We start from the raw sequence: 13,012 nt of genomic DNA, 5'->3' as shown, positions 1-13,012 counted from the left end.
CAAAAAAACATAATTTTCGGTTATGATTTTTGTACTACAACAATTATTGGAGGTTAAATTATGAAACTACTTAGTATTATTGCCGAATATAATCCTTTTCATAACGGACATGCTTATCATTTAAATATATCTAAAGAAAAAAGCCAATGTTCACACACTATGGCTATTATGAGCGGTAGTTTTTTGCAAAGAGGTGAACCAGCCTTACTAGACAAGTGGACTAGGGCTAGCATTTCAGTAAAAAATGGTATCGATTTAGTAGTAGAACTTCCATATGTATTTAGTTGTCAAAGTGCAGAAATTTTTGCATATGGTAGTGTAATTACTCTAGATGCACTCAATATTGTCAGTACTCTAAGCTTTGGATGTGAAAATGATAGTCTTTCAGAATTATCTGAAATAGCAAAAATTCTTATAGATGAGCCACCTTACTATAGAGAACTTCTAAAAAGTTATTTAAACAAAGGCAAATCTTTCCCTAGTGCTAGACAGCTAGCACTAGGAGATTTCCTAAATACTACTGACCATATAATCACTACTCCTAATAATATTTTAGCTATTGAATACTTAAAATGGTTATATAAATTTAATAGCAGTATAGCTCCATTGCCAATACAGCGAGTGAATGTAGGTTATCATGATGAAAAAATAGTAAACAATTTTGTTGGCGCTACACATATACGTAACCTTCTACTCAAAACTATGGATATAGAAAGTGTAATTGATGTAGTACCAGATTCAACTTATAAAAGTCTATACCTATATGGCAATCAATTTAATAATCTCGAAAATTATTTTTCCTTAATAGTTGGAGATTTATTCAAATCTTCTCCAGATGAATTAAAAGAATTCTTTGATGTAAGTGAAGGACTAGAAAATAGAATACTAAAATCAGCGTACGCTTGTAAAACAATGGATGAGCTAGTTAATCATATTCATACAAAAAGATATACAAAAACAAGAATTAAAAGGATACTTATTAATTTTTTACACTCACATAAAAGCGCTGATGCCAAACAAATATTTAAAAATTATGACTATAAACCATATCTTCGCGTATTAGCATTTAACGAAAGAGGAAAAGAAATTTTAAAGCAAATTAAGCTAAATAGCGAGATAAAAATTGTTACAAATCTCGCTAAAGATTATAAGGATTTGGATAGTTTTCAACGTTATTCTATTAACAAAGATGTATTATCTACTAACTACTACTATCTAACTACTGATATAAATAAAATAAACAGTGATTTTATTAAAAAGCCGGAAATAATACAAATATAATAATTTTTTCTGTAATTGAATAATAGAATAATATATGATAAAAAAAATAGCAACTAAAAATATTCTCCTTATCTTAATAACAAGTATTATGCTGGGTTTATTAATATCTGATACTAGACTTGCCATTAAATCAGTCTTAGACGGTATAAATTTATGGTTTTATAATGTCATGCCATCTTTATTCCCTTTTATGATTTTTAGTCATATTCTATTTCAATTAGATACAGCGTATTTGTTGCAAAAATTATTTAATAAAGTCATGAATAAAATATTTAATATATCAGGAAGTGGAATACTACCCTTAGCAATGGGATATATATCTGGATATCCATTAGGTGGAAAAATAGTATGTGACTTAAGAAAGGAAAATGTAGTCTCAGTAACTGAGAGTTATAAATTATTAGGTTTGTGTAGTACAACTGGTCCAGCATTTATCATAGGTATAGTTGCACTCCAGATGTTTGATAATATGGTAGTAGTACCGATTTTGCTCATATCAAACTATTTAGGTGCCATAATAAACACCTTGTTTTTGAAGAATTTCTATAAAGAGAAACTTTCAACAGGTGTATTTAAGCGAAGTGAAAATAAAAATTTTTCTATTATAATCAATAGTGCCATTGTAGACTCTACGCAAAATATTCTTAAAATAGGAGGATACATGGTATTTTTTAATATATTCATAAATTATCTTGAAATCACTGGACTTATTGATTTATTTGCCAATATGTTTTCTAGACATTTGAATTTTATGCAATTAAGTGATCAGTTAATCAATGGCATTTTATACGGCTTATTTGAGATCACGCTTGGAATAAATATTATAAGTAAGTGTAGTGACCCTCTCTTTATAAAAGTAGCTATAACGTCGTTTATTATCGCCTGGAGTGGTCTGTCTATTCATATGCAGACAAATTCCTTCTTAGTTGAGACGGATATAAAATATTCAGGTTTTTTGTTAGGCAAAATTAGTCAAAGTTTCATATCAATGGGTATTGCCCTATTAAGTTATAAACTAATTTACCCTACTTCTTTGAGTGTATATAGTAACTTGGAAATTATGAATTCATTTGAAAATTTCAATTACTCAATATTTTATTACCAAACAATATCGATACTAGCACTAATAACAATATTTATATTTATCTGTAGAAAGATCAAAAAAAACTAACTACTTACCTCTTAATTCTTTTCTATTATTTTCAATTTGCTCCATTAGTGATTTTAAATCAAATTGCATTTTTTTAAGGACATTATCAGCATATTCATTAGTAGACTGTCTTATTTCTTTAGAGATATCTTCAGCTCTTTTTCTAATTTCTTCTGCCTCTAAATAAGCTGATTGAGTAATCTGATTTTCATCAACCATTTCTCTTATTTTTGATTCTGCATCACCTAGTACTCTCTCAGCATCTTTTTGAGCTTCTATCAATATTTTTTTACGCTCTTCTTTAACCCATTGAGCTTCTTTCATGTCATCAGGCAAACTTTGTAGTATTTCTTGAATTATCTCAAGAATTTGCTCTGGATTTACTAGTATTTTGGATGATAAGGGCAGATTTGTACTTTCTTGTATTATTCTCTCTAATTCGTTTAATAATGAGATAATTTTCATATGTTAAACCCCTAACTTTTTTTGTAATTTATTGTACACATTATCTGGCACTAAATCCTTCATATGTCCATTAAAAACTGCTACTTCTTTTACTGCACTAGAACTTAAATATGAATATTCTACCTTTGTAATTAAAAATATCGTCTCTACATCATCCCAAAGCTTCTTATTCATCAAAGCCATCTGGAATTCATTTTCAAAATCAGACATAGCTCTTAGACCTCTAATGACAACATTTACTTTTTTTTCGTTTAAATAATTTACTAATAATCCTTCAAAAGAATCTACCTCAACATTATTTAAATGAGTTATAGAGTTTTTTATCATATCTATTCTTTCATCACTAGTAAACATGGGTTCCTTTTTATTATTCAGTAATACTGATACTATAAGCTTGTCAAACATTTTTGAAGCTCGTTCTATAATGTCTACATGTCCATTTGTTATAGGATCAAAACTCCCTGGGTAAACTGCTATTCTCATATCACACCTTCTTTTGTAGTTAGAGATTTAATCTCTTGTAGTACGTCATTGTTGTATTGCCATAAACTCTTTTATTTGATATTTGGTAATCTAAGATAGTTTCCTCAGGTATATACTTTTTATCGTGTTCAGCTACAATAATACCATCTTGTGATAAGATATTGTTTTTGCTAATCTGTTTTATTATACTTGGAATTATATCTAGTGCATATGGTGGATCCATAAAAATGATATCTGCAATTACATTTTCTTTTGACAGATTAGAAATCGCATCTTCCACATTCATTTCAATTATATTACCCATACTATTTAAATCGGTTGTATTTAAGTTTTTTTTAATTAGTAAAACACTTTCTTTATTATTGTCGATAAAGTACACTTCTTTAGCACCTCTACTAAGAGCCTCAATACCGATAGCACCAGTACCTGAAAAACAATCAATAAATACAGAGTCTTTAATTAATGAATCAATTATATTAAAAAACGATTGTTTTATTTTATCAGAAGTAGGTCTTACCCTATCATCCTTTGGTGAATACAACTTTTTTCCTTTTGCCTTGCCTGTAATTACCCTCATATAGACTCCATCCATCCATTAATTCATTGATATTTGTTTCAATTTATTGTTAAATACGTCTAAAATTTTAAATTCAATGTCTTTATTGCCACTTTCCATTATATACTCTACAATATTATTTGCTGTCAAAAGTATATCCTGATGTTTAGAAAGGTCAGCTAACTTAAAACCTGGAAGTCCGTGTTGATTAAAACCAAAATAATCACCAGGTCCTCTAAGTTCTAGATCTCTCTGAGAAATATAGAACCCGTCTGTACTCTGTACTAAAACATTCATCCTTTCTTGTACTGTATTGCTTTTATTATCGGTTAACAACATGCAGTAAGATTGTTCATTTCCTCTTCCCACTCTACCTCTAAGCTGATGTAACTGAGCAAGACCAAACCTCTCAGCATTTTCTATAAGCATAATTGTTGCATTTGGTACGTTTATTCCAACTTCTACTACTGTGGTACATATCAGAACTTTTATTTTATTTTCATAAAATAATCTCATAGTTTTTTCTTTTTCTTCATTATTAATTTTACCATGAAGTATATCAATTGAAACATCTTTAAATATACCTTTTTTTAGACTCTCATAAATTTCAACTGCAGAGTTTAATTTTTCATTGATTTCAATACTAGGACATAATATATAGGCTTGTCTACCTTTATTAATCTCTTCATCTATAAATTTGTATATCCTATTTCTATAAGTAGTGTTAACACAATAGGTTTGAATGGGCTTTCTCCCTGCAGGTAAGACATTAATAGTAGATATATCTAAATCACCGTATAATGATAAAGAAATAGTTCTAGGTATTGGAGTAGCACTCATTACTATAACATGAGGATTTTTCCCCTTATTGGTAAGCTGTTTTCGCTGTTTTACTCCGAATCGATGTTGTTCATCAGTAATTACTAAACCTAAATTTAAGAACTCTACATCACGTTGTATTACTCCGTGGGTAGCAATAATTAAATCATATTTTCCAGAGGAAACTTTACTTAAAGTTTCTAACCTTGTTTTTGAACTTTTAAATTTAGTCATTAAAGCAATATTCGCTTTGATCTCTAATCTTGAAAATAAACTTTCAATGTATTTATAGTGCTGTTCAGCTAGTATTTCCGTTGGAACCATTATTACACCTTGATACCCGTTTAAATGACAAATCAACAACATTATTACGGCTAGTATGGTTTTACCACTTCCCACATCACCTTGTATTAGCCTATTTATAGGAATATCATTTCTCAAATCTTCATACAATTCATCTAATACATTTTTTTGTGATAAAGTTAGTTCAAATGGTAAACTATTCACCAATCTATCTATTTTGGTCATAACTTCTCTATTTATAGAGAAACGTAGTGCATTACTATTTTTCAATTTTTCATTTTTCATATATTTAAATGCCAACTGAGTTTCTAAAAATTCGTTTAATATAAGCCTATCTCTAGCTGTGTTTAATTGTCTATAACTTTCTGGGAAATGTATATGCTTATAAGCCTGTTTAAGTTCATATAATTCAAACTTTTTTACTAAATCGTTATTTAGATAATCATCTATATCAACATTATTTATAACTTGATTTATGCTCTTTCGAATATCATTTTGAGATAGACCTTTAGTTAACTTGTATTTTGGAAATATCCCAAAAATTTTTTTATTATTATTTATCTCAGCATATTCAGGCATCTCTATTTGTATTTGACCGTGAGTTCTATTAATTTTACCATAAAAATAATAGAACTCACCTAATACGATACTATTTTTCATATATGGGGTATTATACCATATTAGTTGAAATTGTCCACTTTCGTCCTGTGCAATAGCCTTAGTAATATTTAAATTATTTCTTATTTTTCTAACTTCTGGACTAGTAATGATTTTACCTTTTAGTAAAGCTTTACTACCAAGTACAACTTCATTAGTAAGTTGTATTTGTGTTCGATCTTCATAGGTAATGGGATAGTGTTCAATTAAATCCATTATTGTAAATATATTTAGAATATTAAACAACTTTTCCTTAGCTGTTCCAATCCCCTTTATATGTATAATTGAATCATTCACATCCATATTAAACTCCTCATAAGTTTTACTCTATTTAATATCACAATTATTCAACGGAGACTATTAAATAATATAAACCTTGACCTCCATAATTTAGTTCAACATCTAGATCACTGTATTGTTTTTCTATATTATCAAAAAAAGATTCTACTTCATCTTGTTTTGTATCTGATCCATAGTATATTGAGATTAATGAGCTTTCATCATCAACCATTTTCTCCATAAGTTCAATAGCAACTTTGTATACATCATTACCTACAACTTGAATATTATTATCTATAAGTCCAATAATGTCGCCTTTTTTTATAGTAAGATCTTTATATATCGTATCTCTAACTGCATATGTTATTTGTCCAGTTTTTACATATTCTATTGCATCTATCATTGTAGCTGTATTTTCTTGTATATCAATATCACCATTAAAAGACAGCATTGCAGTAATCCCCTGTGGTACAGTTTTAGTAGGTATAACTATAATACTTTTATCAGATATCTCCTTTGCTTGATTAGCAGCGAGAAGTATATTGCTATTGTTTGGAAGAATAAATATTTCTTTAGCGTTAATTTTTTGTATGCAATTCATAAAATCTTGAGTACTAGGATTCATTGTCTGTCCTCCTAGTATTACCTCATCTACTCCTAAGTCCATAAACAATTTTTGTAATCCATCTCCAGATGCCACGCTTATAAAACCGTATTCTTTTTCTACTGCTTGTGTATGGTGAATCGCATTATTTGCAACTTGTTCTCTCATATTATCAATTTTTATCCTCGTTAATGCTCCTATGTTAAGTGCCAGTTTTAAGGCTCTATCAGGATTATCAGTATGCACATGTACTTTTATATTATTTTCATCACCTACCACTATGACTGAATCTCCAAAAGTGGATAAATCTAGTTTTAACGACTCTTCAACAGAGATGTCATTATCTTCTTTTAAAATTATAAACTCTGTACAATACCCATATGTAATATCTTCTAAAGACATAATATTATCTTCAAACATTCTTTCAGAAGTTACTTCACTATAATTTTTTTTGGGTATACTTTTGCCAGATACAACTTCATATGCACCTTCAGCAATAAATAATAAACCCATACCTCCTGCATCTACTACTCCTGCCTCTTTTAATACAGGTAATAAATCTGGCGTTTTAGCTAGTGACTTCTCACCATGTGCTATAATTGCTAAAATCATTTCATCTATAAACTCAAATTTATCTTTATTCTCAATAGCAAACTCTGACATCTCTCGAGCTACAGTAAGAATTGTTCCTTCAATTGGTTTCATTACTGCTTTATATGCCATGTCAGATGAATCCTTTAATGCAAAAGCCAATTCACTTGGGCCTAAATTTGTTTTATCTTTACAGCCCTTAGCAAAACCTCTAAATAATTGTGATAGTATTACACCAGAATTCCCTCTAGCTCCCATGAGTGCTCCACTAGAAGCTATTTGTGCTACTTTGTATAAATCTTCTTCAGAAGACTTTTTAACTTCTGACGCAGCGTATTGAATAGTAAGTGACATATTTGTCCCAGTATCTCCATCTGGAACAGGAAATACATTTAAATCATCAACTGTATTTTTATTATTCTGTAAATTATCTGCTGCATTTATTATCATATTCCTTAGCATATTGCCGTCAATATATTTAACTTGCATTTATTGTCCTCCTTAGACTCTGACACTCTCAACAATCACATTTATTTTTTCTACACTCAATCCAGTTTGTTTTTCCACATTGTATTTAACTTTTCCTATTATATTTTCGGCTACTACAGAAATTTTTACACCATACTCTATAATAACATATAAGTCGATTATTACTCGATTTTCATGTTTTGTTATCTTGACACCTTTTTTTAAATTTTCACCCTTTAAGAGGTCAACAAACCCATCGGTACTTCTCTTTGATGCCATCCCCACTAATCCATAACATTCCATAGCTGATAGTCCCGCTATATTCGCGATTACACCTTCAGCTATATTTATATATCCTAATTCATTGTAAATTTTAGAGACCATATTTTTCCCTCCTTACTTCCTTTAATAGTATTCTAATTTAAGTTAGAATTTTATTCAAGTAATTTAAGTGACTTTAACACCTAGCTAAAACAGATAAGGCTTTAAATTTTTGTTGATATTATGATAAAAAATGTGTTATAATGTTGTTGCTTTGCAATAAGAGCGTTAGTAAGGAGGTAAGGTATATGTCTAAAAATTGTCATGTTTGTGGTAAAGGTACAGTACATGGAAATCAAGTAAGCCATTCTGTTAAACATACAAAAAGAGTTTGGAATCCAAACTTACAAAAAGTTAGAGCAGTGGTAGATGGTTCTCCAAGAAGAATCTTAGTTTGTACAAGATGTTTAAGATCTAATAAAGTTGAAAGAGCAATATAATTTTTATCAATAGTATTAAAATAGGGATAATTTATTCCCTCTTTAAAAAAAACTTAGAAAATCCAGTGGGTTTTCTTTTTTTATTGAGCAGAAAAGTTCAACTTTTCTACTCAATTAGCATACACTTATTGTTAAAAGAAAAAAGTTTTGGGAAACTTAAAGAACCCAAAACTCTAAACTATTGAACTACTTATGTATTTATTAACTTCTTTGTCTGAATTTATCAAAGAATTTTATCTTGCGTAAAACAAAACATAAACACCCGATGAGGCCAAATAAAATCACATACCATAGCCAATATGGAAGCAATATGACTAATAACACAACTACTAAACAATACATGATATAGTGTGCATAATCCTTATGTATTCTCATTTTATTCACCACCACAATCTCTTTTACTATATTCTATTCTCATAGAGAGAAAGTGTTCTTAATCTTTTGAAATAATGACCAATAATTCTCCTTTAGTTACTTTTACCTGTGCATTATTTGAGGTTAATTTATTGCTAATACCATAAGGAACTTCTTTTACCATAAAAGATTCTTCTAATGTATAATATAGTCCAGTAGAAGTTATACCTTCTACTGTATCTGATAAAGGTAGTAAAGAAATTATACTATCTTTTTTATCAGATATATCTATACTATTATCTATAAGATATATATCATTTTTTTCGTCGATGATATTTCCTATTATATTATGCTTTAATAACTTATTAAGTAGATAAATATTTGCAAGGGAATGATCTATCCTGTCGCCAATACAACCAATCATAGTTACAAACTTATATCCATATTGAATAATATACTCTAGTACTAATTCTGTGTCTGTTTCGTCTTTATACTTTGAGTATTCTATGACTTTTATATTGTTTCTCTTTATAATATCTATAGATCTTTGACTGATAGAATCAAGATCACCTATAACAACATCAGGTAGTAAATCTAATTTTAATGCATTATTTACTCCACCATCAGCACATATTATCATATCGTAATCAGACTTATTTATTATTTCATCTTTATAAAATTGTATATCTTTAACTCTACCATTTGCTATTAACAATGCTTTCATAATTACCCTCAGTATTTTCTAGTATCTTTTATTTGACTTATTATTTCAATATAGCTATCATAACGAATTTTTGAAATCTCATCATTTAAAACTGCTTCTTTTACTGCGCAGCCAGGTTCTTTATGATGAATACACGAATTATATTTGCATTTACCTAAATACGATGAAAAATCCGGAAAATAATTCATTAATTCTTCAACTTCAATATTTTCTAGTACGTCTATATTACTAAATCCAGGAGTATCCGCTATAAATGTATCTTCATCTATTTCAAATAGTTCTACTTGTCTTGTAGTATGCTTACCTCGTTCTATTTTCCTACTTAATTCTCCTATTTCAACTTGTAGATTGGGAATAACTCTATTTAGAATCGATGATTTACCAACACCTGAAGCTCCAGAAAAGACATTCACATTATTTTTTAATACTTGTTTTAAATCTTCTATACCAGAATCATCTACAGTACTTGTAAAAATAGTTTTATATCCAGTATTCTTAAAAGCACTCTCAATTTCCATTTGTGCCTCAATAGTAGCTAGGTCTACCTTATTAAAACAAAGTACGTTAACAATATCCATAGTCTCTGCGTAAACTAAAATTTTATTTAAAAAACCATAGTTGATTTGAGGATGAATCATAGCTGAAACAACAATATTCTGAGTAATGTTACTGATTGGTGGCCTTATGAGGTAATTTTTTCTTGGATACACTTTGGTTATTGTTCCAATATTAGTCCCATCTAGCTCTAATTCAACATAATCTCCTGGCAAAGGCTTGAATTTATTCTTCCTAAATAATCCTCTAGGTTTACACTCATGAATATCTTTTCCACTCTTTACATAATAAAATCCGCCGATTCCTTTTATTATTATTCCATTTATTTTATTCATATTAAAAACTTATAATTGCAGGTTCATACAATGTATTATTAATTTGAACCTGATAATACTGTACTCCTACACCTTTTAAATTTACTGTTATAGTCTCATTAGAGAGATGCTCTTGATTATAAGCAACAGTGGACTCATTTGCTTGGTTAATTAATAATACTCTTACTCTTAACTTTTGCGGTTCACTTTCTTCGTCATCATCATCATTGTCACCCTCAACATAGGGATTTAAATTTATTGTTACAGATTTTGTTTTAATTAACCCACTGCTAACAGTTAGATTGACTACTGAGTCTTTAGCCACTTCCTGACCACCCTTTGGAGTTTGCGATACAACAACATTTTTATCGTATTTTTCACTTGTTACCTCTTGTATATCTCCTCCAACTACTAGGCCTGCAGACAATATTATATTTTTTGCCTCTTCAAGACTTTTTCCTGTCAAATCGGTAATTACTACAGTATTTTTACCTTTGCTCACGTATAATTTTATTTCTGATCCTTCCACTAGTGAAGTTCCTGCAGCTGGATACTGCTCATATATTTTGTCTTTGTCATATTGATCCTTAAACTCCCTTGTAACTTCTTCTATAACAAAACCCATGTTTTCAAGGATTTGTGTACCTTCTACTTCAAATTTATCTGTCACATCAGGCAATATCACTTCTTTAGGACCATCACTTACTATTAGTTTAACAGATTGATCTTCTTTTAAAACTGCACCTGCAGCCGGGTTTTGTTTAATAATATGATCCTTTTCTACCTGTGAACTATGCTCTCTTTTTTCTATAATGTATTCTAAATTATTTTCTTCTAAAATTTCAATTGCCTCAGTCAAGCTCTTTCCTTCCAATGCTGGAACTTCAACCTCTTGAACCTGTATCATACTATTTAGAGCAAATATCACCATTCCACACAAGACAGATAGTATTACTACTGCTATAATAACTTTCTTTCTAATTTTTTTCTTATCTTTACCTTTTTCTTGTTTATCTTTCTTGTTTAATTGATTGTCGGCTATAATCGGCGTTTTTTTTGTTTGAAACTCACTTTGCAAATCATCAATCCTAGCAGCAGGATTATTTTGTATTAATATCAAGTCTTTAATTAACTCTCTAGAATTTTTATATCTGTCGATTGGGTTCTTTTTAACTAGTTTCATTATGATATCTAATAACCCTAAAGGTACATCATCTAGATCATCTGGGAGCTCTATATCTTCTTGAATATGTTTTATCGCAATGGATACAGAATTGTCACTATCGAATGGTACTTTTCCAGTTATCATCTCAAACAACACAATACCTAGTGAGTACAAGTCAGATTTTTCATCTACAAATCCACCACGAGCTTGCTCAGGTGAAATATAATGCACTGATCCCATGGTTTCTTCAACTAGTGTTATAGTTGCACTAGAAATTGCTCTAGCTATACCAAAATCTGTTACTTTAGGTATCATTTCATCATTTAAAATTATATTATGAGGTTTAATATCTCTATGAATAATTTTATTTTTATGTGCATGATCTAATGCAAATGCTATCTGCTTAACTAAGAATAGTGCTTCTTTCCATGGTAATTCGCCTTTTTCTTTAATATATGCTTTTAGTGTTTGACCACTAACTAGCTCCATAACTATATAATGATTATTTTCTTCTACTCCTACATCAAATACATTAACAATATTATTATGTGAAAGACTTGCAGCAGATTGTGACTCTCGCTTAAATTTATTAATGAACTGTTCATTTTCATTAAATTCATTTTTTAACACCTTTACAGCAACAAGTCTATTTAGCAGTTTATCTTTTGCTTTATATACAATTGCCATTCCACCAATACCAATAACTTCAATAAGTTCATACCTGCCTCCTAAGAGTTTACCCGTCATAGGGACACCTCCGGCTCGTAAACTATTGCAGTAATATTATCAAAGCCACCATATTCATTGGCTTTATCAATTAACTCTTCTACTGCATCTTTACAATTATTATTATTTATAATTTCTTTTATTTCTTCTGTATTCAATAAATTTGTAAGACCATCAGTACATAGTAATATCTTATCCGATTTTTTTACAGCATACTTGTAAAAATCAATTTCTATCTCTTGATCAGTACCTATAGCTCTTGTAAGGACATTTTTATTAGGATGATTCTCAGCTTCTTGCCTTGATATCTCCCCTTGCATTACAAGCTGTTCAACTAGTGAATGATCCTTTGTTAACTGTAGTATTTCTTTTTGATTTACTATATATGTTCTACTATCACCTACATGAAATATATAAATAATTTCGTTTACTATAACTGTAAGACTTAAAGTTGTACCCATTTTATTAAGATGTTCATTCTGTATACCTTTTTCAAATATCTCTCTGTTTACACTTTTTATTTTTTCTATGACTATATCTTGATTAACTACACCATTGATTAAGATGCTTTGATTAAATGTATCACTTATTTTTTCAATCAACATATTACTTGCAACTTCACCTGCATTATGACCACCTAGTCCATCTGCAACGGCAAATACTTTTATATTACTATTTGGATTATCAAGTACAAAATAAGCATCTTGATTTACCGTTCTTACTTTGCCGATATGGCTTTTATAACCTAAATTCATAA

13 protein-coding genes are annotated in these 13,012 nt (G+C 29.5%); 3 read left to right on the top strand and 10 right to left on the bottom strand.

Annotated features, from left to right (window positions below):
• Positions 1 to 60: 60 nt before the first annotated feature.
• Together GC105_RS09615 and GC105_RS09610 are read left to right on the top strand one after the other, a co-directional pair.
• A complete protein-coding gene (locus tag GC105_RS09615; protein WP_152804152.1) occupies positions 61 to 1,281 on the top strand; it encodes a nucleotidyltransferase in 1,221 nt (406 codons plus the stop codon).
• A 34-nt stretch (positions 1,282 to 1,315) separates the two neighbouring features.
• Positions 1,316 to 2,452 (top strand): hypothetical protein, encoded by a 1,137-nt coding sequence (locus tag GC105_RS09610; protein ID WP_152804150.1) that lies wholly within the window; start codon positions 1,316 to 1,318, stop codon positions 2,450 to 2,452.
• Here GC105_RS09610 and GC105_RS09605 read toward each other — a convergent pair whose 3' ends face one another.
• The 6 genes from GC105_RS09605 to GC105_RS09580 are packed head-to-tail and all read right to left on the bottom strand — an operon-like array spanning position 2,453 to position 8,040.
• On the bottom strand, positions 2,453 to 2,896 hold the full coding sequence (locus tag GC105_RS09605; protein ID WP_152804149.1) for an ATPase: 444 nt from the start codon (positions 2,894 to 2,896) through the stop codon (positions 2,453 to 2,455).
• 3 nt (positions 2,897 to 2,899) lie between these two features.
• Complete coding sequence (coaD, locus tag GC105_RS09600; RefSeq protein ID WP_152804147.1) at positions 2,900 to 3,379, bottom strand: pantetheine-phosphate adenylyltransferase; 480 nt, start codon at positions 3,377 to 3,379, stop codon at positions 2,900 to 2,902.
• A 19-nt stretch (positions 3,380 to 3,398) separates the two neighbouring features.
• Positions 3,399 to 3,956 carry a 16S rRNA (guanine(966)-N(2))-methyltransferase RsmD gene (rsmD, locus tag GC105_RS09595; protein WP_193708358.1) on the bottom strand — a complete coding sequence of 186 codons (558 nt, stop codon included), beginning with the start codon at positions 3,954 to 3,956 and terminating at the stop codon, positions 3,399 to 3,401.
• Between the two features lie 18 nt (positions 3,957 to 3,974).
• Positions 3,975 to 6,017 (bottom strand): ATP-dependent DNA helicase RecG, encoded by a 2,043-nt coding sequence (gene recG / locus GC105_RS09590; RefSeq protein WP_152804143.1) that lies wholly within the window; start codon positions 6,015 to 6,017, stop codon positions 3,975 to 3,977.
• A 40-nt stretch (positions 6,018 to 6,057) separates the two neighbouring features.
• The gene (locus tag GC105_RS09585; RefSeq protein WP_152804141.1) at positions 6,058 to 7,677 is read right to left on the bottom strand and encodes a DAK2 domain-containing protein; all 1,620 of its coding nucleotides are present in this window, start codon (positions 7,675 to 7,677) and stop codon (positions 6,058 to 6,060) included.
• A gap of 12 nt (positions 7,678 to 7,689) precedes the next feature.
• Complete coding sequence (locus GC105_RS09580) at positions 7,690 to 8,040, bottom strand: Asp23/Gls24 family envelope stress response protein (protein WP_152804139.1); 351 nt, start codon at positions 8,038 to 8,040, stop codon at positions 7,690 to 7,692.
• Between the two features lie 185 nt (positions 8,041 to 8,225).
• Between GC105_RS09580 and rpmB the strand changes: the two genes are divergently transcribed.
• Positions 8,226 to 8,417 carry a 50S ribosomal protein L28 gene (gene rpmB, locus GC105_RS09575; protein ID WP_152804137.1) on the top strand — a complete coding sequence of 64 codons (192 nt, stop codon included), beginning with the start codon at positions 8,226 to 8,228 and terminating at the stop codon, positions 8,415 to 8,417.
• Between the two features lie 433 nt (positions 8,418 to 8,850).
• On the opposite strand, the gene GC105_RS09570 is transcribed toward rpmB, so the two are convergent.
• The 4 genes from GC105_RS09570 to GC105_RS09555 are packed head-to-tail and all read right to left on the bottom strand — an operon-like array spanning position 8,851 to position 13,010.
• Positions 8,851 to 9,495: a thiamine diphosphokinase gene (locus GC105_RS09570; RefSeq protein ID WP_152804135.1), complete on the bottom strand. Its 645-nt coding sequence runs from the start codon at positions 9,493 to 9,495 to the stop codon at positions 8,851 to 8,853.
• An 8-nt stretch (positions 9,496 to 9,503) separates the two neighbouring features.
• Complete coding sequence (gene rsgA / locus GC105_RS09565) at positions 9,504 to 10,385, bottom strand: ribosome small subunit-dependent GTPase A (RefSeq protein WP_152804133.1); 882 nt, start codon at positions 10,383 to 10,385, stop codon at positions 9,504 to 9,506.
• Between the two features lies 1 nt (position 10,386).
• Complete coding sequence (pknB, locus tag GC105_RS09560) at positions 10,387 to 12,276, bottom strand: Stk1 family PASTA domain-containing Ser/Thr kinase (RefSeq protein WP_152804131.1); 1,890 nt, start codon at positions 12,274 to 12,276, stop codon at positions 10,387 to 10,389.
• Positions 12,273 to 13,010, bottom strand: a complete 738-nt coding sequence (locus GC105_RS09555; RefSeq protein ID WP_152804129.1) for a Stp1/IreP family PP2C-type Ser/Thr phosphatase — start codon at positions 13,008 to 13,010, stop codon at positions 12,273 to 12,275. Before GC105_RS09555 ends, pknB begins: the two co-directional genes overlap by 4 nt.
• Between the last annotated feature and the right edge of the window lie 2 nt (positions 13,011 to 13,012).

Source organism: Alkalibaculum sporogenes (assembly GCF_009362815.1).
Taxonomy (GTDB): Bacteria; Bacillota; Clostridia; order Eubacteriales; family Alkalibacteraceae; genus Alkalibaculum_A; species Alkalibaculum_A sporogenes.
Note: the sequence above shows the minus strand (reverse complement) of the source record. Positions and strands in the feature narration are given on the sequence as shown.